Raw genomic sequence first — 26220 nt, forward strand, 5'->3', positions numbered from 1 at the left:
GACGCCCCATGAGCCTGAACCGTCGCGCGCTGCTCGCGCTGTCGTCCACTGTCTGGCTGCCGGAACTCGTCCGCGCGCAATCGGCCTGGCCGTCGCGCCCGCTGCGCATCGTCGTGCCCTTCCCGCCGGCCGGCACCACCGACCTGATGGCGCGCGCCATGGCGCCGGAGCTGCAGAAGGCGCTCGGCCAGCCGGTCATCGTCGAGAACAAGCCCGGCGCGGGCGGCAACACCGGCTCGGCCGACGTCGCCCATGCGACCGACGGGCACTCGCTGCTGATGGGCACCGTGGGCACGCACGCGATCAACCAGTCGCTGTATCCGAAGATGCCCTTCGATCCGGTCAAGGACTTCGCGCCGATCACGCTGGTCGCGGCCGTGCCCAACGTGCTGGTGATGAATCCGGCGAACGCGCAGAAGTACGGCATCAACAGCGTGGCCGACCTGGCGCGAGTCGCCAAGGCCAATCCGGGCAAGCTCAACATGTGCTCCAGCGGCAACGGCACGTCGATCCACCTGGCGGGGGAGCTGTTCAAGAGCCTGACGGGCACCTACATGATCCATTTCCCCTACCGCGGTTCGGGCCCGGCGCTGCTGGACCTGATGGGCGGGAACATGGACCTGATGTTCGACAACCTGCCCTCGGCGCTGCCGCACATCAAGTCCGGCAAGCTCAAGGCGATCGCGGTGACCAGCGCGAAGCGCAGCGAAGCCTTGCCCGACCTGCCGACGATCGCCGAAAGCGGCGTGCCGGAGCTGAAAGGCTTCGAGGCCTCGTCGTGGTTCGGGCTGCTGGCGCCGATCACGCAGCCGGCGGATCAGGTCGCGCGCGTGCAGCGGGAAGTGGCGAAGGCCCTGGCCACGCCGACGCTCAAGGAGCGTCTGGCCGCGCAAGGCGCGGTCGCCGGCGGCGGCACGAGCGCCGAATTCGCAGCGCTCATCGCCCGCGAGACGACCAAGTGGGCCAAGGTCGTGAAGGTCTCCGGCGCAAAGGTCGACTGAGTCCATGCTCCGAAGCCGGCGCTGCCGGTGCCCCTCAGAGCGAATGCCGAGCGTGAGGAGGCGATTGAGCGGCGAGGGGCACCGGCAGCGCCGGCTGGCGCAGTCAGAGAACGAGTTCCGGACTCAGAACTTGAAGTCGTAGTCGATGGTGAGCGGCGCGTGGTCGCTGAAGCGCTGGTCCAGATAGATCGCTTCGCGCGTGGCCAGGTGGGCCATGCCGGGCGTGGCCAGGTGGTAGTCCAGGCGCCAGCCCACGTTCTTCGCCCAGGCCTGGCCGCGGTTGCTCCACCACGTGTATTGGTCGGGCTTGTCGTTGAGGACGCGGAAGACGTCGACGAGGCCGATGTCCTTCTCGAGCAGGCGCGTCATCCAGTCGCGCTCCTCGGGCAGGAAGCCGCTGTTCTTCTTGTTGCCCTTCCAGTTCTTCAGGTCGATCTCCTTGTGGGCGATGTTGACGTCGGCCACGAGGATGAACTCGCGCTCCGCGCGCAGGGCCATCAGGTAGGGGTACATCTCCGCCAGGAAGCGGAACTTCGCGGCCTGGCGCTCCTCGCCGCTGGAGCCGCTGGGGAAGTAGCAGCTGATCAGGCTGAGCTTGCGTCCCGGCTTGTCGAAGCGCTTCTCGATCCAGCGGCCTTCGTTGTCGAACTCGCTGCTGCCGAAGCCGACGATCACGTCGCTGGGGGTCTCCTTCGTGTAGAGACCGACGCCGGAGTAGCCCTTCTTCTGCGCGTAGTGGAAGTGGCCGGTGAGGGTGTCGTAGCCCGCGAACTGGGACTCGACCACGTCGGCCTGCGCCTTGAGTTCCTGGACGCCGACCACGTCGGCCTGCTGAGCCGGCAGCCAGTCGAAGACGCCCTTGGTGGCGGCCGAGCGGATGCCGTTGAGGTTGAGGGTGATGAAGCGCATGGGCGGTGGACGGGTGACCCTGGAAGAGGGCGGCAGTATCGCAAAGCCTCGTTCCGAAGTTGGCAGCAATGGGGGAGGGACCTCCCACCGTCGAGGGGGCCATGCACCACGTAGCGGCCGCTCCCTGCGCCGTCCACGCTCATTCGGGCGACACGCGAGCAGGTGCAGTATTTGGGCAACAGAAAACGCACCTCCGTGGTGCCTGGGGTGACGTCTTTATGACGAACTTGCTAGATTCGCGTCCACCGCGCCGACCCGCGCCCACATTTTTGCTGCCTGTGACCCCGGTTTACCCATCGGTGTCGCAGCCGGTACCCCCGGTTTCCCATCCTTCCCCGGAGTACTCCCCCATGAATCGATTCGCCACCCAGCGCGCTGCCGCCCCGGCCCTGCGCGAGGCCGCCGCGGCCGTGTCGCTGGCCTTGCTCGCCTGGCCCGCGCTGGCGCAGGACGCCCAGACCGATGCCGCCACCAAGGAAAAGGGCCAGCTGGAGACGGTGACCATCACCGCCGAGCGCCGGGTCGAGAACATCAAGGAAGTGCCGAACGCGGTCACCAAGATCTCCGGCGAGAAGCTGGACGTGCTGAACTCCGCCGGCCAGGACGTGCGCTTCCTGTCGGGCCGCGTGCCCAGCCTGAACATCGAATCGTCCTTCGGTCGCGCCTTCCCGCGTTTCTACATCCGCGGCTACGGCAACACCGACTTCCGCCTGAACGCCTCGCAGCCGGTCTCGCTGGTGTATGACGACGTGGTCCAGGAGAACCCGATCCTGAAGGGCTTCCCGGCCTTCGACCTGGCCGCCGTCGAAGTGGTGGCGGGCCCGCAGGGCACGCTCTACGGCCGCAACACGCCGGCCGGCGTCGTGAAGTTCGATTCGGTGAAGCCCTCGCAGCGCCAGGAAGGCTACCTGAACGTCTCCTACGGCACCTACGGCACGATGAACCTGGAAGGCGCCGCCAACGTGCCGCTGACCGGCGACTGGGCGGCCCGCATCTCCGCGCAGATCCAGCATCGCGACGACTGGGTCAAGAACCAGGTGCCCACCGGCAAGACCGGCGAGCTCGAGGGCTACGACGACCGCGCTCTGCGCCTGCAGGCGCTGTACCAGCCGCACAAGGATTTCAGCGCGCTGTTCAACTTCCACGGCCGCGATCTGAAGGGCAGCGCGCGCGTGTTCCGCTCGTCGATCATCAAGACCGGCACCAACGACCTGGTCGACGGCTTCGATCCCGAGAAGGCCTACACCGACGGCGTCAACGAGCAGACCCTGCACGCCACCGGCGGCAGCGCGCGTCTGCGCTGGGGCCTGGGCGCGATCAACCTGTACTCGATCACCGGCTACGAGTCGGTGCGCCCCTTCAGCCGCGGCGACGTGGACGGCGGCTTCCAGTACTTCGGTCCCAAGCCCTACACGCAGGAAGGCCAGGCGACCTTCCCGGCTGAATCGTCGAGCTCGATGGACGGCCATCGCCAGATCACGCAGGAGTTCCGCGTGGAATCCGCCGGCGCCGGCCCGCTGCGCTGGCAAGGCGGCCTGTACTTCTTCGACGAGCGCTACACCGCGCGCAGCACCGACTACACGACGGCGACCGGCGCCGCTGCCGGCTATGTGGACACCTATCAGAAGAACACCGCGTGGGCGGCCTTCGGCTCGGTGAACTACGCGGTCACGCAGGACTTCCAGCTGCGTGGCGGCCTGCGCTTCACGCACGACAAGAAGGACGTGAAGGTCTCCAGCGACTACACCGACCTGAACACCTCCACTGGTGTCACCGCCAACACCGGCGACTCGAAGTGGAACTGGGACGTGTCCGGCACCTACAAGGTCACCAAGGACACCAACCTGTATGCGCGCGTGGCCACCGGCTTCCGTGCCTCGTCGGTGCAGGGGGCATCGCGCTTCGCCGGCCAGTCGCAGGCCGCGCCGGAGAACGTCACGTCCTATGAAGTGGGCGTGAAGTCGGACTTCTGGGATCGTCGCGCGCGCCTGTCGGCCAGCGCCTTCACCTACACCGTGAAGGACCTGCAGCTGACCGCCGTCGGCGGCCAGAACAACGCCAACCGTCTGCTGAACGCCAAGAAGGCGGAAGGCAACGGCGTCGAGCTGAACCTGGAAGTCCTGCCGGTCGATCAGCTGCTGATCACCCTGGGCGGCAGCCTGAACAACACCAAGATCCGTGACAACACCCTGTCGCTGCCGGCTTGCGGCGGCGGTTGCACGATGACGGATCCGCTGGTGGCGGGCTCGACGACCAACTACAGCATCGACGGCAATCCGCTGCCGAACGCGCCCAAGTGGGTCGCCAACCTGACCGCGCGTTATTCGATCCCGACCGCGGCCGGCAACGAGTTCTACATCTACACCGACTGGGCCTACCGCTCGAAGGTCAACTTCTTCCTGTACGAGGCCAAGGAGTTCACCGGCAAGTCGCTGACCGAAGGCGGTCTGCGCGTGGGCTACATCTGGAGCAACGGCAAGTATGAAGTCGCCGGCTTCGCCCGCAACATCACGAACCAGATCCGTGTGACCGGCGCGATCGACTTCAACAACAACACCGGCTTCATCAACGACCCGCGCACCTACGGCGTCCAGTTCAAGGCGATCTTCTGATCGCGGACGGATCCTGAGGACCGACGAGGCCCGCTTTCGAGCGGGCCTTTTTCATGGTCGCGGCGCAGGCCCGGTGGGTGACTCCGGCCTGCCGTGGTTCAGGCGACGGGCAAGGCGCTCAACGCGCGGCTCAGCTCGTCGTGCAGCGCCCGCACCGGCGTGACCTCGGGGTGTTCCGCCGCCGAGCCGGACTCCGTGATGAAGCGACAGGCGGCGAAGTCCCGCGAGCGGAGGTCATACGCGTCGGACCACGCGCGGCGGTCCGCCAGTCGGGCCGGATTGATCGGCCAGGTGCCCGGGCGGGGCGTCATGTGACGGTCGATGCCCATGCGCCAGGGCTTGCCGGTCAGGCGCGCGCGGAAGCATCGCTGAGCAAGCGACATGCGCTGGTACAGCGGGTCCGCGCCCGCCGCGGTCATGGCCGCCTGGGCCAGCGGATCCGCCGGATCGAAGGGCTGGTGCGTGATCAGCAGCCGGAACCCCGCAGGCGTCTCGTACAGCCGGATGCGCCAGTCGGCGTGCGCGGCGATGAAGGCGTCGACGCGCTGCCGTGTCAGCAGCGCCGGCGTACGGTCGTAGCGCCGGTTCAACCGGTCGATCGAGGACCGGACGAATGCCGCCAGGACCAGCGACACCAGCAGCGCGCCCATGTGCCATCCGACGCCGCGGCCCCAGACAGCCAGTTGCAGGCCGACCACCACCGCCAGGAAGATGCCGCCCGACACCTTGGGCGGCAGCGCCGAGTCCGGCACGTCGACATCGATGAACAGCGTCGAGGGCGTGTTCAGGCAATGCGCGCCGTAGGCGTTGCGCGTGATGACGCTGTCGCCGTGGCGGGCGAGGATCTCCTCGCGGATCGGCAGGCCCGCTTCGCCATACGGCGTCTTGCGGTCGCGCGGCTCGACCTGCTCGCCGGCCTGTGCGCGGGCCATCGCCTCGGCGGCACGTTCGTCGGCGTGGCGTTGTGCATCGTCCTGGCTCAGGTCGGACCAGCCGAAACGCCGGATCGTCCGCTGCCTGTCGCCAGCCCGATGCCGCGCACGGCCCTCGGCCCAGAAGGTGGGCACCAGCATGTCGATTCCTCTCTCTTGATGACGGGTGTCGCGAAGGTGTGTCCAGGGGTGTTGCCGAGGGCGGACCATACCGGATTGCGGCGACACTCCGCAGACGGATCGCCGCTTGCCGCGTCACCCCGCGCCCTACAATTCCGGCCCAGTTTCACTGTCACGTTCCGACGTCGCGCCGCCATGACCACCGCCGCCTCCAGCAAGGTTTCAAGCCAGGATTCCCACGACGCCCTGGCCCAGGAATTCGTCGCCTTCGCCGTCGACACCGGCGTGCTGCGCTTCGGTGAGTTCAAGACCAAGGCGGGGCGTCTCAGCCCGTATTTCTTCAACGCCGGCCTGTTCGACGACGGCCTCAAGATCGGTCGGCTGGCGCAGTTCTACGCGCAGCGGTTGCTGGCTTCGGGCGTCGAGTTCGACATGATCTTCGGCCCCGCCTACAAGGGCATCACCCTGGCGGCGGCGGTCGCGATCGAGCTGGCGCGGCTGGGCCACAACAAGCCGTTCGCCTACAACCGCAAGGAGGCGAAGGACCATGGCGAGGGCGGCACGCTGGTCGGCGCCAAGGTGCAGGGTCGCGTGCTGATCATCGACGACGTCATCTCGGCCGGTACCTCGGTGCGCGAATCGATTGCGATGATCCAGGCCGCAGGCGCCACGCCCTGCGGCGTCACCATCGCGCTGGATCGCCAGGAGAAGGCGGCCGAGAACGGCCAGGATCTTCCCTGGTCGGCGGTACAGTACGTGCGTGACCAGTTGAAGCTGCCGGTCGTTGCCATCGCGGGGTTGTCCGATCTGCTCCGGTATCTGCAGACCACCAGCAGCACCGCCGTGTCCGCCCATGCGACGGCGGTCCATGCCTACAGAGATCGCTACGGAGTCTGATGAGCGCTTCCCTCTCACGCCGTCTGCTGTCCCGACCGATCGCGGGGTCGACGCTGTCCGGTCTGCTGTTGCTGACCGGCGGGCTGGGGGGCGCTGCCTGGGCGCAGACGAAGGCGCCGCCCCCGCCCAACATCTACACCTGCACGACGCCTGACGGTCGCCGGTTGACGTCGGATCGCCCGATCGCGGAATGCCAGTCACGTGAACAGCGCGTGCTGAACTCCGACGGCTCGGTCCGCAGGATGCAGCCCCCGGCGATGTCGCCCGAGGAGCAGGCGGTCGCCGAACAGCGCAAGCGCATGGAGGAAGTCCAGCGCGCCGCCCAGCAGGATGCGATCCGACGCGACCGCAACCTGCTGCAGCGTTATGCCGATCAGGCCGCCCATCAGCGCGCGCGCGAGGCGGCGCTCGACGATATCCGCGAAGCGATGCAGCAGTCCGAGAAGCGCCTGCAGGTGCTGGCGAACGAGCGCAAGCCGATGCTCGATGACGCCGAGTTCTACAAGGGCAAGCGGATGCCGATGAAGCTGCAGCACCAGCTCGACATGAACGACGCCTCCGCCGCCGCGCAGCGCGAGTCGATCGACAACCAGAAGGCCGAGATCGTGCGTGTCAACAAGCTCTACGACGAAGAGCTGGGACGGTTGAAGCGGCTGTGGGCCGGCGCTGCCCCGGGCTCGCTGGAAAAGGCGGCGACGCCCTCCGCGTCACAGCCCGCGCCGGCGAAGCCGCCGGTGCAAGCCTCGCCAGCCAGCGGGCGCTGACGCGCACCGCGGAGGCCGGTCCGGCCTCCGCCCCCTCGCCCGGTCAGGCGCCGAGCTTCTTCTTCAGCAACTCGTTGACGGTGGTCGGATTGGCCTTGCCCTTGGCCGCCTTCATCGCCTGGCCGACCAGCGCGTTGAACGCCTTCTCCTTGCCGGCGCGGAACTCCTCGACCGACTTGGCGTTGGCTGCGAGCACCTCGTCGAGGATGCGCTCGATCTCACCGGTGTCGTTGGACTGCTTCAGGTCCTTGGCGTCGATGATCGCGTCGACATCGGCGCCCTCGCCCGTCCACAGCACCTCGAACACCTGCTTGGCGGCGTTGTTGTTGATTGTGCCGTCCTGGATGCGCTTGATCAGCGCGCCCAGTTGCGCGGGCGTCACCGGCGCGCTGGCTATGCCGCGTTCCTCGCTGTTGAGCCGGCGCGAGACCTCGCCCATCACCCAGTTCGCGACCAGCTTGGGCGCACCGCACAGGTCCCGCGCGGCTTCGTAGAAGCGCGCCGTCGCCAGGCTCTGCGTCATCATCGTCGCGTCGTAGGCGGGCAGCCCGTCGGCCTGCTGGAAGCGCGCGGCCATCACGGTCGGCAGCTCGGGCATCTCGCCGCGCACGCGGTCGACCCACTCCGCGGAGATCATCAGCGGCGGCAGATCCGGATCCGGGAAATAGCGGTAATCGGCCGCGTCTTCCTTCGTGCGCATCGCGCGGGTCTCGCCCGTGTCCGGGTTGTAGAGCACCGTCGCCTGCTGGATCTTCAGACCGTCCTCGATCTGGTCGATCTGCCAGTTGACCTCGTAGTTCACCGCGTCCACCAGGTAGCGGAAGCTGTTGAGGTTCTTGATCTCGCGGCGCGTGCCGAATTCGGGATCGTTGGGCTTTCGCACGGACACGTTCACGTCGCAGCGGAACGAGCCCTCCTGCATGTTGCCGTCGCAGATGCCCAGCCACATCACCAGCGCGTGCAGCGTCTTGGCGTACTCGACGGCCTCGGCGCCGGAGCGCATCTCGGGCTCCGAGACGATCTCCAGCAGCGGCGTGCCGGCGCGGTTCAGGTCGATGCCGGACTGGCCGTGGTAATCCTCATGCAGGCTCTTGCCGGCGTCCTCCTCAAGGTGGGCGCGGGTGAGCCGAACGACCTTCTTCTCGTCGCCGACGAAGAACTCGATGTGGCCGCCCTGCACGACGGGGATCTCGTACTGGCTGATCTGGTAGCCCTTGGGCAGGTCCGGATAGAAGTAGTTCTTGCGCGCGAAGATCGACAGCGGCGCCACCTTCGCGCCGACGGACAGGCCGAAGCGGATGGCGCGCTCGACGGCACCGCGGTTCAGCACCGGCAGCGTGCCGGGCAGCGCCAGGTCCACCGCGCTGGCCTGCGTGTTGGGCGCCGCGCCGAAGGCGGTCGACGACCCGCTGAAGATCTTCGAGGCGGTCGAGAGTTGGACGTGGTTCTCCAGGCCGATGACGACCTCGTAGCCCCGCACCAGTTGACTGTTCTTGCTCATGACGTTCACACCCCCGCCGGATGCTGGCGGTGCCAGTCGGTGGCCTGCTGCAGCGCGTGCGCGGCGTGCAGCAGCGTGCCTTCCCTGAAGTAATTGCCCAGCAGCTGCAGGCCCACGGGCATGCCGCCTTCGCCGGTGCCCACCGGCACGCTCATGCCGGGCAGGCCGGCCAGCGAGCCGGGCAGCGTGAAGATGTCGGCGAGGTAGGCTTTCACCGGATCGTCCGCGCCCTCGCCCTGCTTCCACGCGACCGTCGGCGCCACCGGGCCGGCGATCAGGTCGCAGTGCTGGAAGGCCTGCTGGAAGTCGTCCGCGATCATGCGGCGCAGCTTCTGCGCCTGCAGGTAGTAGGCGTCGTAGTAGCCGTGCGAGAGCACGTAGCTGCCGATCATGATCCGGCGTTTGACCTCGGCGCCGAAACCCTCGGCGCGGGTCTTCTCGTACATGTCGTTCAGGTTGCCGTAGTCCTTGGCGCGGTGCCCGAACTTCACGCCGTCGAAGCGCGACAGGTTCGAGCTCGCCTCGGCCGGGGCGATGATGTAGTAGACCGGGATCGCCAGCTCGGTGCGCGGCAGCGACACGTCCACGAGGGTCGCGCCGAGCTTCTCCAGCTCCGCCAGACCCGCGCGCACGGCGCCGTCGACGTCGGCGGACAGCGCGGCCGGGAAGAACTCCTTGGGCAGGCCGATGCGCAGTCCCTTCAGCGGCTGTGCGGCGGTCGCGCCGTCACGGGCGGTCAGCATCTGCGCGCTGAAGTCCTGCGGCGGCTGCTGGACGCTGGTGGCGTCGCGTTCGTCGAAGCCGCTCATCGTCGACAGCAGCAGCGCGCAGTCCTCGGCCGAGCGGGCGAAGACGCCGGCCTGGTCCAGGCTCGACGCGAACGCGATCATCCCGTAGCGCGAGCACACGCCGTAGGTCGGCTTGATGCCGGTGATGCCGGAGAAGCTGGCCGGCTGACGGATCGAGCCGCCGGTGTCGGTGCCGGTCGTCGCGGGGACGAGGCCCGCGGCCACGGCGACCGCCGAACCGCCCGACGAGCCGCCCGGCACGCGCGTGCGGTCCCAGGGGTTCAGCGCCTTGAAGTAGGCGCTGTTCTCATTGGCGGAGCCCATCGCGAACTCGTCGCAGTTCAGCTTGCCGAGCGAGACGGTGCCGGCGGCGTTCAGGCGGTCGACGACGGTCGCGTCGAAGGGGCTCAGGTAGCCCTCGAGCATCTTCGAGCCGGCGGTGGTCGGCATGTCGCGGGTGACGAAGATGTCCTTGTGTGCGAGCGGCACACCGATCAGCGCGCCGGCCTCGCCTTGCGCCAGTCGCGCATCCGCGTCCCGGGCCCGGGCCAGCGCGTAGGCCTCGTCGATGTGCAGGAAGGCGCCGAGGTCCTTCGCCGCGGCAACACGCGCAAGCAGATGTTGCGTCAGTTCGGTGCTGGAGACCGTCTTGGCGCGCAAGGCGCGGCCGAGCTCGGCCACGCCGAGGTGGTGGAGGGGCGGGGTCATTCGATGACTTTCGGGACCAGGAACAGGCCGTCCTCGACGGCGGGGGCGCTGCGCTGGTTGAGCTCGCGCTGGTCGGCTTCGGTGATGCGGTCCTCGCGCAGGCGCAGGGCGACCTCCTGCACCGCCGACAGCGGCGTGTAGAGGGGGTCGACGCCGCTGGTGTCGACCGCGCTCATCTGCTCGACGATCGAGAAGAAGCCATTGAGCTGCGGCAGCAGCGCGGCCTGCTCGTCGCCGGAAAGTTCAAGCCGGGCCAGTTTGGCGATCCGGCTGACATCGTCGTGGGTGAGTGCCATGGGTATTGAAACGCTTACGGATGGCTTGCAGACGGGCCAAACCAGGGGGTGATCAGTTATTATCCCCGCTTATCTCCATGAGCCGAGGCTGCCAGCGCAGCCTCGTTCCTTATGGCAAGGAATCTCGCTCGCGCGGACGCCGCCGGTCCGCGCGGTATACCGACCCGAACCGCCCCGAATCGCAGCCGCCCGGACAGAACGCAGACGAACGCCGCTTGATGCCGTCGAATGCCGCCGATTGCGTGTAGTTCGACGATGACGGGCGGCTCCAGGTGCCGAAGCGTCTTGTCCAGGTCTTGCCTACACCCATGTTCGCCTCCCTGCGCCGCTATTTCTCCACCGACCTCGCCATCGACCTGGGCACCGCCAACACGCTGATCTACGTCCGCGGAAAAGGCGTGGTGCTGGACGAACCGTCCGTCGTCGCCATCCGCCATGAAGGCGGTCCCAACGGCAAGAAGACGATCCAGGCCGTCGGCCACGAAGCCAAGGCCATGCTGGGCAAGGTGCCCGGCAACATCGAGGCGATCCGCCCGATGAAGGACGGCGTGATCGCCGACTTCGTGGTGACGGAGCAGATGATCAAGCAGTTCATCAAGATGGTGCACGACACCAAGCTGCTGCGTCCGTCGCCCCGCATCATCATCTGCGTCCCCTGCGGCTCCACGCAGGTCGAGAAGCGCGCCATCCGGGACGCCGCGCTGGGCGCGGGCGCCTCGGAGGTCTACCTGATCGAGGAACCGATGGCCGCCGCGATCGGCGCGGGCCTGCCGGTGTCGGAAGCCTCGGGCTCGATGGTCATCGACATCGGCGGCGGCACGACCGAGGTCGGCGTGATCTCGCTGGGCGGCATGGTCTACAAGGGCTCGGTCCGCGTCGGCGGCGACAAGTTCGACGAGGCCATCATCAACTACATCCGCCGCAACTACGGCATGCTGATCGGCGAGCCGACGGCGGAGTCCATCAAGAAGAACATCGGCTCGGCCTTCCCCGGCTCCGAAGTCAAGGAGATGGAAGTCAAGGGCCGCAACCTCAGCGAAGGCGTGCCGCGCAGCTTCACGATCTCGTCCAACGAGATCCTGGAAGCGCTGACCGACCCGCTGAACCAGATCGTCTCGGCCGTGAAGAACGCGCTGGAGCAGACCCCGCCGGAGCTGGGCGCCGACATCGCCGAGCGCGGCATGATGCTGACCGGCGGCGGCGCGCTGCTGCGCGACCTGGACCGTCTGCTGGCCGAGGAAACCGGCCTGCCGGTGCTGGTCGCGGAAGATCCGCTGACCTGCGTGGTCCGCGGTTGCGGCATGGCCCTGGAGCGCATGGAACGCCTGGGTTCGATCTTCACGAACGAATAAGTGGATGCGGCCTCAGTCGGCCGCTTTGCGTTGAATCTCCTTCGCTGAGATCTCCATGCCTCTCGGCACCCTCGACCGCAATCCACCGCCGCTGTTCCGCGAAGGCCCGTCCGCGTTGACGAAGCTGGCCTTCTGCGCGGCACTGGCGGTCTTTCTCATGGTGGCGGACTCCCGCTTCCAGGTCACGGCGCCCGCCCGCGCGGGGCTGGCGCTCGCGCTGCATCCGCTGCAGCGCGCGCTGCTGGCGCCCGTCGATGCCTGGGAACAGGCCGGCGACTACGCCCGCGGCATGGAGAAAGCCACCGAGGCCGAGAACCAGGCCCGGCAGCAGCTCGCCTCGCAGGCGGTGATCCTGAGCCGTGCCGCGCAGCTGCAGGCCGAGAACACGCGCCTGCGCGCGCTGCTCGAGCTGCGCGAGGCGCTGCCGGTGAAGGGGCTTGCCGCCGAGGTGCTCTACGAGGCACCGGATCCTTTCTCGCGCCGGATCATCATCGATCGCGGCGGCCACGGCGGCGTGCGGCTGGGCGCGCCGGTGGTCAACGATGCCGGCGTGCTCGGGCAGGTGACGCGGGTCTATCCGCTGTCCGCTGAAGTGACCCTGCTGACCGACCGCGACGCCACCATCCCCGTGCTCAACACCCGCACCCAGCAGCGCGGCGTCGCCTACGGCGGCGAGCGCGGCGTGATGGAGCTGCGCTTCATCGCCGCGAACGCCGACATCAAGGCCGGCGACGCGCTCTCGACCTCGGGCCTGGACGGCCTGTATCCGCCGGGCCTGCCCGTGGCGAAGGTCGCCGAGGTCGAACGCCGCGGCGACACCAGCTTTGCGCGCGTCGGCCTGGCGCCTATCGCTCAGCCCGACAGCGCGCGTCACGTTCTGGTGCTGGAGCCGCTGGAAGGACAGGAGTCCGCACGCACCGAAGCCGCGCAGGAAGCCGCCAGCGCCGCGAATGCCGCTGCGGCTGAAGCCGCCAGCCGACCGCCGCGCAGTCGGGCGTCGGCCGCGTCCGCATCGAAGGGAGGCACCCGATGATCATGCCGCGTGGTGCGAGCCAGCTGCTGCTGCCCGCCAACCCCCTGTTCATCGCATTCAGTCTCATCGTCGGGCTGCTGATCGACATGGTGCCCGTCGGACGTCAGCCCTGGATGCCGGACGTGCTGGCGCTGGTGCTGGTGTTCTGGAACGTCCATCAGCCGCGGCGCGTCGGCGTCGGCTGGGCCTTCGTCTTCGGCCTGATGATCGATGTGCACCACGGCGCGCTGCTGGGCCAGCATGCGCTGGCCTACAGCCTGCTCGCCTTCGGCGCGGTGGCGCTGCACCGCCGGCTGCTGTGGTTCACGCTGGGCGCCCAGGCGCTGCACGTGCTGCCGCTGTTCGTGCTCGCGACCGCGATCGCCGTGATCGTCCGGCTGATCGTCGGCGGCATGTGGCCGGGCTGGAGCCTCGTGCTGGCGCCGCTGCTGCAGGCGGCGCTGTGGCCGATCGCCGCGGCGCTCCTGCTCGCGCCCCAGCGTCGCGCGCCGGACCCCGACGCGCACCGGCCGCTCTGAGCGTGCCGTGATCGGGCCCGCGATGACGGTCATCAAGAACCTCCAGGCGGAGCTGAGCCGTTTCCGGCTGCGGCTGTTCGCCGCCGCCGCGTTCGTGCTGTTCTGCTTCGGCCTGCTCGTCGCGCGCCTCGTCTACCTGCAGATCACGCAGCACGACACGCTGCTGGAGCGTGCCGAAACCAACCGCGTCTCCGTCGTCCCCATCGTGCCGAACCGCGGTCTGATCGTCGACCGCAACGGTGTGGTGCTCGCGAGCAACTACTCGGCCTACACGCTGGAGATCACGCCGTCCAAGGTGCCGGACCTCGAGCGGACGATCGACGCGTTGTCCGCGGTCATCGAGATCCAGCAGCGCGACCGTCGCCGGTTCAAGCGGCTGATGGAGGAAAGCAAGAACTTCGAATCGCTGCCGATCCGCACGAAGCTGACCGACACCGAGGTCGCGCGCTTCGCCGCGCAGCGCTTCCGCTTCCCCGGCGTGGACATCAAGGCGCGGCTGTTCCGGAGCTATCCACTGGGCGACGTCGGCGCGCATCTGCTGGGCTACATCGGACGCATCAACCAGGCCGAGAAGAAGTCGATGGACGACTGGTCCGAAGAGGACGTCGCCAATTACCGCGGCACCGAGTACATCGGCAAGCTCGGGCTGGAGCAGGCCTACGAGCGCGAGCTCCACGGCCAGACCGGATTCGAGGAGATGGAGACCAGCGCGGGCGGCCGTGCCGTCCGTCGGCTGCGCAACCGTCCGCCGACGCCGGGCAACACGCTGCACCTGTCGATCGACATCAAGCTGCAGGCGCTGGTGGAGCGGCTCTACGGCGACCGACGCGGCGCGCTCGTCGCGATGGATCCGCGCAACGGTGAGGTACTGGCCTTCGTCTCCAAGCCGAGCTTCGATCCCAACCTGTTCGTCGACGGCATCGACGCGGACAGCTGGCGCGATCTCAACGAGGACCTCGACAAGCCGTTGCTGAACCGCGCGTTGCGCGGGACCTATCCGCCGGGCTCGACCTTCAAGCCTTACATGGCCATGGCCGCGTTGAACACCGGCAAGCGCGCCGCCAACGTGGTGATCCAGGACAACCTGAACTTCAGCTTCGGCGGGCGCGTGTTCGGCAGCGCGACCGGCGACCGTGCAGGCCCGAAGGACATGCGACTGGCGATCGTCACGTCGTCGAACGTCTACTTCTATTCGCTGGCCAACGAGATGGGCGTGGACATGATCCACGACCAGCTGGAGCCCTTCGGTTTCGGCCGCAAGACCGAGATCGACCTGCAAGGCGAGGTCACCGGCCTGCTGCCCAGCACCGAGTGGAAGCGTCGGGCGTTCAAGCGTCCCGATCAGCAGAAGTGGTACGCGGGCGAGACGATCTCGCTGGGCATCGGCCAGGGCCAGAACAACTTCACCATGCTGCAGCTCGCGACGGCGATGTCGACGCTGTCCAGCGGCGGCGAGCGCTACCGGCCGCGGCTGGTGCGGGAGATCGAGGACGTCGTCAAGCACGTGCAGCGACGCGTCGCGAGCGATGCGCTGGCGCCGCTGGCGCTGCGCAAGGCGGACGTGGACGTGATCCGCAACGCGATGCATGACGTGACCCTGGAGGGGACGTCGCGCGGGGTGTTCGCGGGCGCCCAGTACCCGAGCGCCGGCAAGACTGGCACGGCCCAGGCGGTGGGTCTGCGCGCCGGCCAGACCTACAGCAGCATCAAGGCGGACGAGCGCAAGCGCGATCACTCGCTGTACATCTCGTTCGCGCCGTACCAGGCGCCGACGATCGCCGTGGCGCTGATCGTGGAGAACGCGGGCTTCGGCTCCGAATCGGCGGCGCCGATCGCGCGCCGCGTGTACGACTACGTGCTCACCGGCACCTACCCGAGCGAAGAGGACATCGCCAAGGTGCGGGTCGGCCAGGTCGGCGCGCCGATCGGCACGCCGAGGCGCGTCGCGGACATCGCGCTTCCGAATGCCGCGGCCAGCGCGCCGGAGGCGGCGGCCTCGGGGGCTTCCTCGCCCGCCTCAAGCCCGACGACGCCGGCTATCCCTTCGAACAAGCCCTCGGCGGCGACTGCGCCTCCCGCGCGGTCCGCCGCGTCGCGCCCCACCCCGGGAGCCTCACGATGAGCGCCGTCTTCAGCAAACCCAGCCTGCTGCAGCGGGTGAAGCCGCTGTTCCAGGGCTTCGACATCCCGCTGCTGCTCGCGATGGCCTGGCTCATGGGGCTGGGTCTGATGTGCATGTACTCGGCGGGCTATGACCACGGCACCCGCTTCGTCGATCACGCGCGCAACATGGTCCTGGCGATGGGTGTGCTGTTCGTGACCGCGCAGGTGCCGCCGCAGCGGCTGATGCAACTGGCGTTGCCGCTCTACGCCGTTGGCGTGACGCTGCTGGTGGCTGTGGCGCTGTTCGGCATCACGAAGAAGGGCGCGACGCGCTGGCTGTATGTCGGCACGCAGATCCAGCCGTCCGAGCTGTTGAAGATCGCCGTGCCGCTCATGCTTGCCTGGTGGTTCCAGAAGCGCGAAGGCCAGCTGCGGCTGCCGGACTTCATCGCTGCATTCATCCTGCTCGTCGTGCCGGTCGGGCTCATCGCGAAGCAGCCGGACCTCGGCACCTCGCTGCTGGTGCTGGGCGCGGGCCTGTACGTGATCTTCTTCGCCGGGCTGTCGTGGAAGCTGATCATCCCGGCGCTGGTGCTGGCTGGCGCGGGCATCACGGCGCTGGTCCTCAGCGAGGACCAGATCTGCCAGCCCGACGTGAAATGGGTCGTGCTGAAGGACTACCAGAAGGACCGCGTCTGCACCTTGCTGGATCCGACGAAGGACCCCTTGGGCAAGGGCTTCCACATCATCCAGGGCGAGATCGCGATCGGCTCGGGCGGCGTGACCGGCAAGGGCTTCATGAAGGGCACGCAGACGCACCTGGAGTTCATCCCGGAGCGGACGACGGACTTCATCTTCGCGGCCTATGGCGAGGAGTTCGGCCTCATCGGCGCGGCGGGGCTGCTGATCGGCTTCACCGCGCTGATCCTGCGCGGACTGGCGATCGCGCACGAGGCGCCGACCTTGTTCTCGCGACTGCTTGCGGGGGCGATCACGCTGAGCTTCTTCACCTACGTGTTCGTGAACATGGGAATGGTGACCGGCATCCTGCCCGTGGTGGGGGTGCCGCTGCCGTTCATCTCATACGGGGGGACGGCGATGGTGACGCTGGGCCTGTCGCTCGGGATGCTGATGTCGATCGCCAAGAGCCGGGGCGGGACGCAGCGTTGAGTGACGGCGTCCCCGGTGGCGCCGAGGCTCAGCTACTGACGTTCTGCAGCGGATGCGCGGCGAAGCGCACCGTGAACCGCGCGCCCGGCCCCGCGCCGTCAGGCTCGGCCTGCCGACGGGCCCGCGTGTCGTCGACCGTGATCTCGGCCTCGTGCTGCTGGACGATCTCGCGCACGATCGCCAGCCCCAGTCCCGAGCCATCGACGTTGGTGCCCAGCGCCCGGTAGAACGGCTGGAAGATCTGCTCGCGCTCCGACTCGGCGATGCCCGGCCCCGAGTCTTCGACCTGCAGGACGCAGACCTGGCCGAACGGGTCCTCGACGACGCGCACGGTGACCGTGCCGTCGCTCGGCGTGTAGAGCAGCGCGTTGTCGACGAGATTGCGGATCAGCTCGCGGATCAGCAGCGGATGCCCGTTGATGCGCAACCCGGCGTGGCTCGCCTCCGGTCCTTCGTAGCCGAGGTCCAGGCGCTTCTCCATCGCGCGTGGAACGAAGTCGCGCACGGTCTCGATCGCCAGCACGGCGAGGTTGACTTCGCTGCGACGCGCTGCGTGCTCCTGATCCTCGGCGCGGGCCATGGCCAGCAACTGGTTGACCATGTGCGCCGCGCGCTGGCTCGACACCGCGATCTGCTTCAGCGAGCGACGCAGCTCCGCTGGCGAGCTTCGACCCTCGTCGATCTCGCGCTGCGCCAACTCGGCCTGCGTGCGCAGCCCCGCGAGAGGCGTTTTGAGCTGGTGCGCGGCGTCGGCGAGGAAGTGCTTCTGAGATCGGATCGACTGGTCGAGTCGTTCCAGCAGATCGTTGATCGCCTGCACCAGCGGCGCCACTTCGTCGGGGATGCGTTGTTCGTCGATGGGGCTCAGGTCGGAACTGTCGCGCGAGCGGATGCGTCGCTGCAGGTCGTTCAGCGGCGCGATGCCGCGTGCCAGTGCGAGCCACACCAGCAGCACCGCCAGCGGCAGGATCACGAACTGCGGCAGGATGACGCCCTTGATGATCTCGTTGGTCAGCCGGGACCGCTTGCCGAGCGTCTCCGCGACCTGCACCAGCATCATCTTGTCGCTGCCCGCCATCCCCTCCGGCACCACCCACAGGTAGGACACGCGCACCGCCTCGTTGTTGATCTCGTCGAAGCGGCGGTTGACCTCCCAGGGGACGATGGGCGGCTCGACCTCGGGCACCGGCAGGAGCGCATCGCCGCTCAGCAATTCGCCGCGCAGGCCCAGCACCTGGTAGTAGACGGTGTCGGATTCGTCCGCGCGAAGCAAGGCGGCCGCCTCCGGCGCGAGCGCATAGCGCGACCGACCGCGGCGCGCGGCCGCGTCGCCGGGCGCCGGCTCGGTCACGACCTGCAGGCCGAGCGTGCGCGCCATCTCGTCGAGCTCGCGGTCGTAGGGCTTGTTGGCGATGCCCTGCGCCACCAGCCAGGTCAGCGCGACGCTGATCGGCCAGATCACCAGCAGCGGCGCGAGCATCCAGTCGAGGATCTCGCCGAACAGCGAGCGATGGCCGGAGGAATCAGCCGCCATGCGGCAGCTCAGCCAGGAATCTTCTCAAGGCAGTAGCCCAGGCCGCGCACGGTGGCGATGCGTATCGGGCCCTGTTCGATCTTCTTGCGCAACCGGTGGATGTAGACCTCGATCGCGTTGTTGCTGACCTCTTCGCCCCATTCGCACAGGCGTTCGACCAACTGGTCCTTGCTGACGAGGCGGCCGGCGCGTTGCAGCAGGACCTCCAGCAGCGACAGCTCGCGCGCCGAGAGTTCCACCATCTGCTCGTTGATGTAGGCCACACGCCCCGTCGCATCGAAGGTCAACGGGCCATGCCGGATCACGCTCGACGCGGTGCCCAGCCCACGGCGCGTCAGCGCACGCACGCGCGCCTCGAGCTCCTGCAGCGAAAACGGCTTGGCCATGTAGTCGTCGGCACCGAGGTCGAGGCCTTTGACGCGTTCCTCGATGCTGTCGGCCGCGGTCAGGATCAGCACGGGCACGGACGACCCTCGTGCGCGCAGCCGTCTGAGTACCTCCAGGCCGTGGAGCTTGGGCAAGCCCAGATCGAGGATCAGCAGGTCGAATTCGTGGGAGGCGAGCGCCGCATCCGCCTCGCTGCCGCTGCCGACCTGATCGACGGCGCAGCCCGACGCCCGCAACGAGCGCAGCAGGCCGTCGGCCAGGACCTGGTCGTCTTCGGCGATCAAGATGCGCATGTGTCGTCCCCTCTGGTTATGGAGACATTCTAGGGAGCGGCCTGCTGGTGTTCCCTAGGCGTTTCCGAGGCATCCGACCCGTGTGCTTCGGGGGTGCCGGGTCAGGTCGGCGACAGTTTCGCGTGGGGACCACTCCCACCCAGGAGGGAACGCGGTGGGAATTGCATGTGCTGGCTCATCCAGTGAGCGACCTGCTGCATAAGATGAGCTTCATCGATCGTCACCGGCACCGAGAAACGGGTCGGCGGCTTCGACAAAGCACTGTACAGATATACAGATTGCGCCAATAATCCGCCGCAGCCAACAGGAGAAGATTGCATGGACGCCCCCGTGAAGAACGCCAACACCGAAAAAGCCAAGGCCCTGCAGGCCGCCCTCGCCCAGATCGAAAAGCAGTTCGGCAAGGGCTCCATCATGCGGCTGGCCGAAGGCGAGAAGATCGAGGACATCCAGGTCGTCTCCACCGGCTCGCTGGGCCTGGACATCGCGCTAGGCGTCGGCGGTCTGCCGCGCGGACGCGTGGTCGAGATCTACGGCCCGGAATCCTCGGGCAAGACCACGCTGACCCTTCAGGTCATCGCCCAGATGCAGAAGTTGGACGGCGTGTGCGCCTTCATCGACGCTGAACACGCGCTGGACGTCCAGTACGCGCAGAAGCTCGGCGTCAACCTGCAAGAGCTGCTGATCAGCCAGCCCGACACCGGCGAACAGGCGCTGGAGATCGTGGACTCGCTGGTGCGCTCGGGGTCCGTCGACCTGATCGTCATCGACTCGGTCGCCGCGCTGACGCCGAAGGCGGAACTCGAAGGCGAGATGGGCGATTCGCTGCCCGGCCTGCAGGCCCGTCTGATGAGCCAGGCGCTGCGCAAGCTGACGGCCACCATCAAGAAGACCAACTGCACCGTCGTCTTCATCAACCAGATCCGGATGAAGATCGGCGTCATGTTCGGCAGCCCGGAGACGACCACCGGCGGCAATGCGCTGAAGTTCTACGCCTCGGTGCGCCTGGACATCCGTCGCATCGGCTCGATCAAGAAGGGTGAGGAAGTCATCGGCTCCGAGACCAAGGTCAAGGTCGTCAAGAACAAGGTCGCGCCTCCGTTCAAGACGGCGGAGTTCGACATCCTCTACGGTGAAGGCATCAGCCGCGAGGGCGAGATCATCGACATGGGCGTGGCCAACAAGATCGTCGAGAAGGCCGGCTCCTGGTACGCCTACAGCGGCGAGAAGATCGGCCAAGGCAAAGACAACGCACGCGAGTTCCTGCGCGAGAACGCGGACCTGGCGGTCGAGATCGAGAACAAGATCCGCGAATCCCTGGGCATTCCGCTGCTGGGCGCAACGCCCGGCGGTGCCGCCGAGTAAACGCGGGGCCTTCGCATGACCCCGTCCGACGGTCGGCGGGGACGAGCCTCGCAGCCGCTGTCGCTGAAGGCTCGCGCGATCGCGTTGCTCGCACAGCGTGAGCACAGCGCCATGGAGTTGCGGCGCAAGCTGCTGCGCATCGCGCGCGATCGGCAGGCCGAAGCCGCCGAGGCTTCGGGGGGATCAAGCGATGACTTCTCGGAGGAGGACGACTCGCAGAGCCCCAACGGCGAAGTTGACGCGGTGCTCGACTGGCTCAAGGCCAACGGGTATCTCGACGAGTCGAGATTCGTCGAGTCCCGGATCCATGTGCGCTCGCAGCGCTTCGGTCAAAAGCGCATCGAGCAGGAGCTCGCTCAACATGGGCTGTCGTTGGATGCCGAGCAGCGTTCCGTGCTCGCCGCCGGTGAACTGGATCGCGCCTGCGAAATGCTTCGACGCAAGTTCGGAGAAGGCCCGGCAGTCGATGCCGCTGCACTGGCCAAACGTCTGCGCTTTCTCATGGGACGGGGATTCGGCGGAGACCTCGCGCGCCGGGCGGTCCGGCGCGTTGCGGCGGGCAGCGATGTCGACGACTGAGTGGTCCGCCGGTCCGGCGGTCGGTCGTGCCGCCTGAAAGAGCGACAGAGCCTGAAACTCCACGAAACTTCGTGCGTCACGGGCACCTTGCGACGCCCTGACAGGCCTACGCCAGTGCGCGTCTCAACCGCGCCAAGGGCTTGATGCAACGCAGCATGCTACATTTTCGGCTTCGCAAAACAGCCCGCCGGCGTTCGTCCGCGGGCGTGTTTTCGCGTGTTTGCATCGGTTTTATGTCTTCCTCCGCCTCCCCCGAGCGCCATCCGCCGCAACCTCGTCGCTCCGTCGACGTGCGGTCCTATGGCCGCGACGACGGGCTTCCTGTCGCGGAGGCCAGGTTGAATCCGGCGTTGCAAACCTCCTCTCCACGCCGGCACCGCGGAGCGTCCGCGGCACTGGCTGCTTCTTCCTGATTCATCCATCAAGCGAGACCTCCCTATGAAGATTCACGAGTACCAGGGCAAGGAAATCCTGCGCCAGTTCGGCGTGCCGGTGCCGCGCGGTATTCCCGCGTTCACGGTGCAAGAGGCGGTCGAAGCCGCGCAGAAGCTGGGCGGCCCGGTCTGGGTGGTCAAGGCGCAGATCCACGCCGGCGGTCGCGGCAAGGGCGGCGGCGTCAAGCTGGGCAAGAGCCTGGACGACGTGAAGGCGCTGTCCGAGCAGATCCTGGGCATGCAGCTGGTCACGCACCAGACCGGCCCGGTCGGCCAGAAGGTCCGCCGCCTGTACATCGAAGAAGGCGCGGACATCAAGAACGAGCTGTACGTCTCGCTGGTGACCGACCGCGGCACGCAGAAGATCGCCTTCATCGCGTCGAGCGAAGGCGGCATGGACATCGAGGAAGTCGCCCACTCGACGCCCGAGAAGATCATCACCGAGTACATCGATCCGCTGACCGGCATCACGACCGAACAGTCGAAGAAGATCGCCGCGGCCATCGGCCTGAGCGGCGCTTCGGTGGACCAGGCCGTCGACCTGTTCGCCAAGCTGTACAAGTGCTACATGGACACGGACGCGTCGCTGGTTGAAATCAACCCGCTGAACTGCGATTCGAAGGGCAACCTGGTCGCCCTCGACGCCAAGTTCAACTTCGACGCCAACGCCCTGTTCCGCCACCCGGAAATCGTCGCGTACCGCGACCTGGACGAAGAAGACGCGGCTGAGATCGAAGCCTCGAAGTTCGACCTGGCCTACATCTCGCTGGACGGCAACATCGGCTGCCTGGTGAACGGCGCCGGTCTGGCCATGGCCACGATGGACACCATCAAGCTGTTCGGCGGCGAGCCGGCCAACTTCCTGGACGTCGGCGGCGGCGCCACGGCCGAGAAGGTCACCGAGGCCTTCAAGATCATGCTGAAGAACCCCGAGGTGAAGGGCATCCTCGTCAACATCTTCGGCGGCATCATGAAGTGCGACACCATCGCCGAAGGCGTGATCACGGCCTGCAAGGCCGTCAACCTGAGCGTGCCGCTGGTCGTCCGCATGAAGGGCACCAACGAGGAGCTGGGCAAGAAGATGCTGGCCGAGTCCGGCCTGCCCATCATCGCCGCCGACACCATGGCCGAAGCCGCGACCAAGATCGTCGCCGCCGTCAAGTAAGCCGAAGACCCAGCCAAGGAATACGACATGAGCATCTACATCAACAAGGACACCAAGGTCATCACCCAGGGCATCACGGGCAAGACCGGTCAGTTCCACACCCTGGGCTGCCAGGCCTACGCCAACGGCAAGAACGCGTTCGTTGCCGGCGTAAACCCGAAGAAGGCGGGCGAGAAGTTCTCGGACATCCCCATCTACGGCACCGTGAAGGAAGCCGCCGCCCAGACCGGCGCGACCGTGTCGGTGATCTACGTGCCGCCCGCAGGCGCTGCTGCCGCGATCTGGGAAGCCGTCGAGGCGGACCTGGACCTGGCGATCTGCATCACGGAAGGCATTCCCGTCCGTGACATGCTGGAAGTGCGCAACAAGATGAAGGCCAAGGAACTGGCTGGCGGCAAGAAGACGCTGCTGCTGGGCCCGAACTGCCCCGGCCTGATCACGCCCGACGAGATCAAGATCGGCATCATGCCCGGTCACATCCACCGCAAGGGCCGCATCGGCGTGGTCTCGCGCTCCGGCACGCTGACCTATGAAGCCGTGGCGCAACTGACCGAAATCGGCCTGGGCCAGTCCTCGGCCGTCGGCATCGGTGGTGACCCGATCAACGGTCTGAAGCACATCGACGTGATGCAGGCCTTCAATGACGATCCGGACACGGATGCCGTCATCATGATCGGCGAGATCGGCGGCCCGGACGAGGCGGAAGCCGCCCGTTGGTGCAAGGCCAACATGAAGAAGCCGGTGGTCGGCTTCATCGCAGGCGTGACCGCCCCTCCCGGGAAGCGCATGGGCCACGCCGGCGCGCTGATTTCCGGTGGTGCCGACACGGCCGATGCCAAGCTCGCCGTCATGGAAGAGTGCGGCTTCACCGTGACGCGCAATCCGTCCGAGATGGCCAAGCTGCTGAAAGGCCTGCTGTAAGTAGCAGGAAAAACCTGACGCCAGAAGCCGTTGCTGCGTAATTTCACGCACTGCGGCTCCGGGGGGCGGGCGCGGACAATCCAGCCGCACCCCTCGAACGAAGGAAGGGGCCCACGGGGCCCCTTCCTTCGTTTGCCCTTCCAACGCTTTAGACTGGGTCCTCGTTGCGCGAGGCCCGGCGCGGGTTCCCTACATGGACATGCTTACCAGCCCCGAGTTCTGGCTCGCCGTCGGCCAGATCATCCTGATCGACATCCTGCTGGGTGGCGACAATGCCGTCGTCATCGCGCTTGCCTGCCGCAAGCTGCCACCGAATCTGCGCACCAAGGGCATCCTCTGGGGGACTGCCGGTGCCATCGTGCTGCGCGTCGTCCTGATCTTCTTCGCACTGACGCTGCTCAAGCTGCCGTTCCTGAAACTGGTCGGTGGCGTGCTGCTGCTGTGGATCGGCATCAAGCTGCTGATCCCGGAGGCGGAGGACGGCCACGAGAAGATGGAAGCGAGCGACAAGCTCTGGGGCGCGGTGAAGACCGTCATCATTGCGGACTTCGTGATGAGCCTGGACAACGTCATCGCGATCGCCGGCGCCGCAGAAGGCGCGGGTGGCCAGCACCAGATGCCGCTGGTGATCTTCGGCCTGTTGGTGTCGATCCCCATCATCGTCTGGGGTAGCCAACTCGTGATCAAGCTGATGGACAAGTTCCCGATCGTGATCACGCTGGGCGCGATGCTGCTGGGGTGGATTGCCGGCACGATGCTGGTGACCGATCCGGCCCTCAACGCCTGGGTGCCCATGCAGGCGGGCAGCAAGCCCGGTACGACCGAGGTGCTGCCGCAGGTGTATTACGCCCTCGGCGTCGGTGGCGCGTTGTTCGTCCTGCTCGTCGGCAAGCTGCTAGCCGCACGCCGGCCGGCGCAAGCCTCCTGACGAGAGGCTCGCCATGTCATGAGCGCCTCCGGCTTCCTGAAGCGACTGCTGGGCCGGGGTGCGTCTGACGATGGAGGCAGGGGTGCGTCGGACACCCTGCCGACCACACAGCCGATGCCGCGCTCGGCGGGCGTGGCGCTGGACGATTACGAGATCGGCGAGGAAGTGGGCCGCGGAGCGATGGCTGTCGTTCATCGGGCCGTGGACCGCCGCAGCGGCCGCACTGTGGCCATCAAGCGTCTGGCGCTGCAACGCGAGTTCGCGCCGGAGGACCTGATCGACGTGCGCGACCGCTTCATGCGCGAAGCGAGTGCGGCGCGGCATCTGGATCATCCCGACATCCTGCGCGTGCTCGACGCCGGCGAGTGCGCCGGTGAAACCTGGATCGCGATGGAATACGTCGTCGGGCAGGATCTCAGCCACCACACACGGCCCGGCCAGTTGCTGCCCCTGCGCGAAGTGCTGCTGCTCACCGCGCGCTTGGCGCGGGCGCTTCAATACGCCCACGGCCATGGGGTTGTCCACCGCGATATCAAACCCGCCAACGTCATGCTGGAACGGGAATCGGGCAGCGTGAAAATCATGGATTTCGGCATCGCCCGCGTCGCCGATGGCAGCCGCACGCGGACCGGATTGGTCCTGGGCACGCCGTCCTACATGTCGCCGGAACAACTGGCCGGTCTGCAGGTGGATGGTCGCAGCGACCTCTACTCCTTGGGAGCGATGCTGTTCCAACTGTTGACCGGTCATCTGCCGCATCAGACCGAGTCGATGGCCACGCTGATGCACGAGATCATGAATCGACCCGCGGTGGACATCCGTCGTCTTCGTCCTGAGCTGCCGGAGTCCCTGGCCATGGTCGTGGCGCTGGCGCTGGAAAAGCGTCCCGAGTTGCGCTACCAACGCGGCGACACGCTGGCCCAGGATCTGGAGGCGGTGCTGGGCCAGATCCCAGTGGAACTCGCCAATAGCACGGGTGCCACACCCCCCCCACCGGCGGGACAGGCATTCGAGCAAACTTTGCGGCTACAGTCCCAGGGCGCAGTGCACAATCCCTTTCCCCCAGCCGATCCCGCCAGCAAGACATGACCCTGGAGTTCTTCAGCGCCACCGATACCGGTCGTGTGCGCGACAACAATGAAGACTCGGTCGCCCTGGAACCGGGCGTCGGGCTCGCGGTCCTCGCTGATGGCATGGGGGGGTATAACGCGGGGGAGGTCGCCAGCCAGATGCTGACGACGTTCATCAAGTCGGAGTTGGGTCGATGGCTCGCCGAAGCCGGGCAGCACGCGACAGACATTGATGTGCGGCGCGCCATGGATATCTGCGTGGACAACGCCAACCGCGCGATCTTCAATGCCGCCAACACCAATCCACGCTATGCGGGCATGGGGACGACGCTGGTCCTGGCGGTGTTCCGGGAACAGAGCCTGTTGCTGGGACACGTGGGCGATTCGCGGGCCTATCGCTATCGGGAAGGCCAGCTCGTGCAGCTGACGCGTGACCATTCGTTGCTGCAGGAACAGATCGATGCAGGTCTACTGACACCGGAAGAAGCCGTCTTCAGCAGCAACAAGAATCTGGTGACGCGGGCCGTTGGCGTCGAGGATACGGTGATGCTGGAGGTCCATCAGCACGAGCTGTTGCCCGGCGACCAGATCTTGTTGTGCAGCGATGGCCTCTCCGACATGGTCGATGACGCCAGCGTGGCGCAGGTGCTTCAAAGCCACAACGATCTGCCCGAAGCAGCGCAGGCGCTGGTGGACACGGCCAATGACCTTGGCGGCAAGGATAATATTGCGATCGTTCTGGTTCGCGCGGAAAGTCGCACCAAGCCATGGGCGTGGTGGCCATTCAGTCGCAACAATGGGCGCCGCTGAGGCGGCCCTCTACAAATAAAGACAGGACTC

The 26220-nt window shown here is 67.1% G+C and carries 23 protein-coding genes; 16 read left to right on the forward strand and 7 right to left on the reverse strand.

Annotated elements, in window-relative coordinates:
- Window positions 1-8 precede the first annotated feature (8 nt).
- Window positions 9-1001: a tripartite tricarboxylate transporter substrate binding protein gene (locus ABE85_RS23690; protein ID WP_082938897.1), complete on the forward strand. Its 993-nt coding sequence runs from the start codon at window positions 9-11 to the stop codon at window positions 999-1001.
- Between the two features lie 123 nt (window positions 1002-1124).
- Here ABE85_RS23690 and ABE85_RS23695 read toward each other — a convergent pair whose 3' ends face one another.
- Complete coding sequence (locus ABE85_RS23695) at window positions 1125-1910, reverse strand: exodeoxyribonuclease III (RefSeq protein WP_067280627.1); 786 nt, start codon at window positions 1908-1910, stop codon at window positions 1125-1127.
- Between the two features lie 350 nt (window positions 1911-2260).
- Between ABE85_RS23695 and ABE85_RS23700 the strand changes: the two genes are divergently transcribed.
- Window positions 2261-4522 (forward strand): TonB-dependent receptor, encoded by a 2262-nt coding sequence (locus ABE85_RS23700; protein WP_067280630.1) that lies wholly within the window; start codon window positions 2261-2263, stop codon window positions 4520-4522.
- A 98-nt stretch (window positions 4523-4620) separates the two neighbouring features.
- Here ABE85_RS23700 and ABE85_RS23705 read toward each other — a convergent pair whose 3' ends face one another.
- The gene (locus tag ABE85_RS23705) at window positions 4621-5595 is read right to left on the reverse strand and encodes a hypothetical protein (protein WP_067280633.1); all 975 of its coding nucleotides are present in this window, start codon (window positions 5593-5595) and stop codon (window positions 4621-4623) included.
- Window positions 5596-5769: 174 nt separating this feature from the next.
- Here ABE85_RS23705 and pyrE point away from each other — a divergent pair, with 174 nt between their 5' ends.
- Entirely contained in the window at window positions 5770-6471 is a 702-nt protein-coding gene (gene pyrE, locus ABE85_RS23710) for an orotate phosphoribosyltransferase (protein WP_067280635.1), read from the forward strand.
- The gene (locus ABE85_RS23715; protein WP_157522835.1) at window positions 6471-7235 is read left to right on the forward strand and encodes a hypothetical protein; all 765 of its coding nucleotides are present in this window, start codon (window positions 6471-6473) and stop codon (window positions 7233-7235) included. Before pyrE ends, ABE85_RS23715 begins: the two co-directional genes overlap by 1 nt.
- Before the next feature lie 43 nt (window positions 7236-7278).
- On the opposite strand, the gene gatB is transcribed toward ABE85_RS23715, so the two are convergent.
- From gatB to gatC, 3 genes are read right to left on the reverse strand one after another with little or no spacing between them, the layout of a single operon-like run.
- The gene (gatB, locus tag ABE85_RS23720) at window positions 7279-8736 is read right to left on the reverse strand and encodes an Asp-tRNA(Asn)/Glu-tRNA(Gln) amidotransferase subunit GatB (RefSeq protein ID WP_067280637.1); all 1458 of its coding nucleotides are present in this window, start codon (window positions 8734-8736) and stop codon (window positions 7279-7281) included.
- A 5-nt stretch (window positions 8737-8741) separates the two neighbouring features.
- Window positions 8742-10232, reverse strand: a complete 1491-nt coding sequence (gene gatA / locus ABE85_RS23725) for an Asp-tRNA(Asn)/Glu-tRNA(Gln) amidotransferase subunit GatA (RefSeq protein WP_067280640.1) — start codon at window positions 10230-10232, stop codon at window positions 8742-8744.
- Entirely contained in the window at window positions 10229-10528 is a 300-nt protein-coding gene (gatC, locus tag ABE85_RS23730; RefSeq protein WP_067280644.1) for an Asp-tRNA(Asn)/Glu-tRNA(Gln) amidotransferase subunit GatC, read from the reverse strand. Before gatC ends, gatA begins: the two co-directional genes overlap by 4 nt.
- A 308-nt stretch (window positions 10529-10836) precedes the next feature.
- Here gatC and ABE85_RS23735 point away from each other — a divergent pair, with 308 nt between their 5' ends.
- From ABE85_RS23735 to rodA, 5 genes are read left to right on the forward strand one after another with little or no spacing between them, the layout of a single operon-like run.
- Window positions 10837-11880: a rod shape-determining protein gene (locus ABE85_RS23735; RefSeq protein WP_067280645.1), complete on the forward strand. Its 1044-nt coding sequence runs from the start codon at window positions 10837-10839 to the stop codon at window positions 11878-11880.
- A 55-nt stretch (window positions 11881-11935) separates the two neighbouring features.
- Entirely contained in the window at window positions 11936-12913 is a 978-nt protein-coding gene (gene mreC, locus ABE85_RS23740; RefSeq protein WP_067280651.1) for a rod shape-determining protein MreC, read from the forward strand.
- Window positions 12910-13431: a rod shape-determining protein MreD gene (gene mreD / locus ABE85_RS23745; protein ID WP_067280653.1), complete on the forward strand. Its 522-nt coding sequence runs from the start codon at window positions 12910-12912 to the stop codon at window positions 13429-13431. Before mreC ends, mreD begins: the two co-directional genes overlap by 4 nt.
- 22 nt (window positions 13432-13453) lie before the next feature.
- Window positions 13454-15553, forward strand: coding sequence for a penicillin-binding protein 2 (gene mrdA / locus ABE85_RS23750; RefSeq protein ID WP_067283447.1), 2100 nt, complete (start codon window positions 13454-13456; stop codon window positions 15551-15553).
- Window positions 15550-16704, forward strand: a complete 1155-nt coding sequence (gene rodA, locus ABE85_RS23755; RefSeq protein ID WP_067280655.1) for a rod shape-determining protein RodA — start codon at window positions 15550-15552, stop codon at window positions 16702-16704. Before mrdA ends, rodA begins: the two co-directional genes overlap by 4 nt.
- A 28-nt stretch (window positions 16705-16732) precedes the next feature.
- Here the strand turns inward: rodA and ABE85_RS23760 are convergent, their stop codons facing one another.
- Window positions 16733-18238 (reverse strand): sensor histidine kinase, encoded by a 1506-nt coding sequence (locus ABE85_RS23760; protein WP_067280658.1) that lies wholly within the window; start codon window positions 18236-18238, stop codon window positions 16733-16735.
- Between the two features lie 8 nt (window positions 18239-18246).
- Window positions 18247-18918 (reverse strand): response regulator transcription factor, encoded by a 672-nt coding sequence (locus ABE85_RS23765; protein ID WP_067280662.1) that lies wholly within the window; start codon window positions 18916-18918, stop codon window positions 18247-18249.
- Window positions 18919-19236: 318 nt separating this feature from the next.
- Here ABE85_RS23765 and recA point away from each other — a divergent pair, with 318 nt between their 5' ends.
- The 7 genes from recA to ABE85_RS23800 all read left to right on the forward strand — a co-directional run bounded on the left by recA (window position 19237) and on the right by ABE85_RS23800 (window position 26190).
- Window positions 19237-20283, forward strand: a complete 1047-nt coding sequence (gene recA, locus ABE85_RS23770) for a recombinase RecA (protein WP_067280666.1) — start codon at window positions 19237-19239, stop codon at window positions 20281-20283.
- Between the two features lie 15 nt (window positions 20284-20298).
- Entirely contained in the window at window positions 20299-20862 is a 564-nt protein-coding gene (locus ABE85_RS23775; protein ID WP_067280669.1) for a regulatory protein RecX, read from the forward strand.
- A 438-nt stretch (window positions 20863-21300) separates the two neighbouring features.
- Window positions 21301-22461: an ADP-forming succinate--CoA ligase subunit beta gene (gene sucC, locus ABE85_RS23780; protein WP_067280673.1), complete on the forward strand. Its 1161-nt coding sequence runs from the start codon at window positions 21301-21303 to the stop codon at window positions 22459-22461.
- 27 nt (window positions 22462-22488) lie between these two features.
- The gene (gene sucD, locus ABE85_RS23785) at window positions 22489-23382 is read left to right on the forward strand and encodes a succinate--CoA ligase subunit alpha (protein WP_067280677.1); all 894 of its coding nucleotides are present in this window, start codon (window positions 22489-22491) and stop codon (window positions 23380-23382) included.
- Between the two features lie 193 nt (window positions 23383-23575).
- Entirely contained in the window at window positions 23576-24310 is a 735-nt protein-coding gene (locus ABE85_RS23790) for a TerC family protein (protein WP_067280680.1), read from the forward strand.
- Window positions 24311-24328: 18 nt separating this feature from the next.
- Complete coding sequence (locus ABE85_RS23795) at window positions 24329-25399, forward strand: serine/threonine-protein kinase (RefSeq protein WP_067280682.1); 1071 nt, start codon at window positions 24329-24331, stop codon at window positions 25397-25399.
- A complete protein-coding gene (locus ABE85_RS23800; RefSeq protein WP_067280684.1) occupies window positions 25396-26190 on the forward strand; it encodes a Stp1/IreP family PP2C-type Ser/Thr phosphatase in 795 nt (264 codons plus the stop codon). Before ABE85_RS23795 ends, ABE85_RS23800 begins: the two co-directional genes overlap by 4 nt.
- Window positions 26191-26220 lie beyond the last annotated feature (30 nt).

Source organism: Mitsuaria sp. 7 (assembly GCF_001653795.1).
Classification (GTDB): Bacteria; Pseudomonadota; Gammaproteobacteria; order Burkholderiales; family Burkholderiaceae_C; genus Roseateles.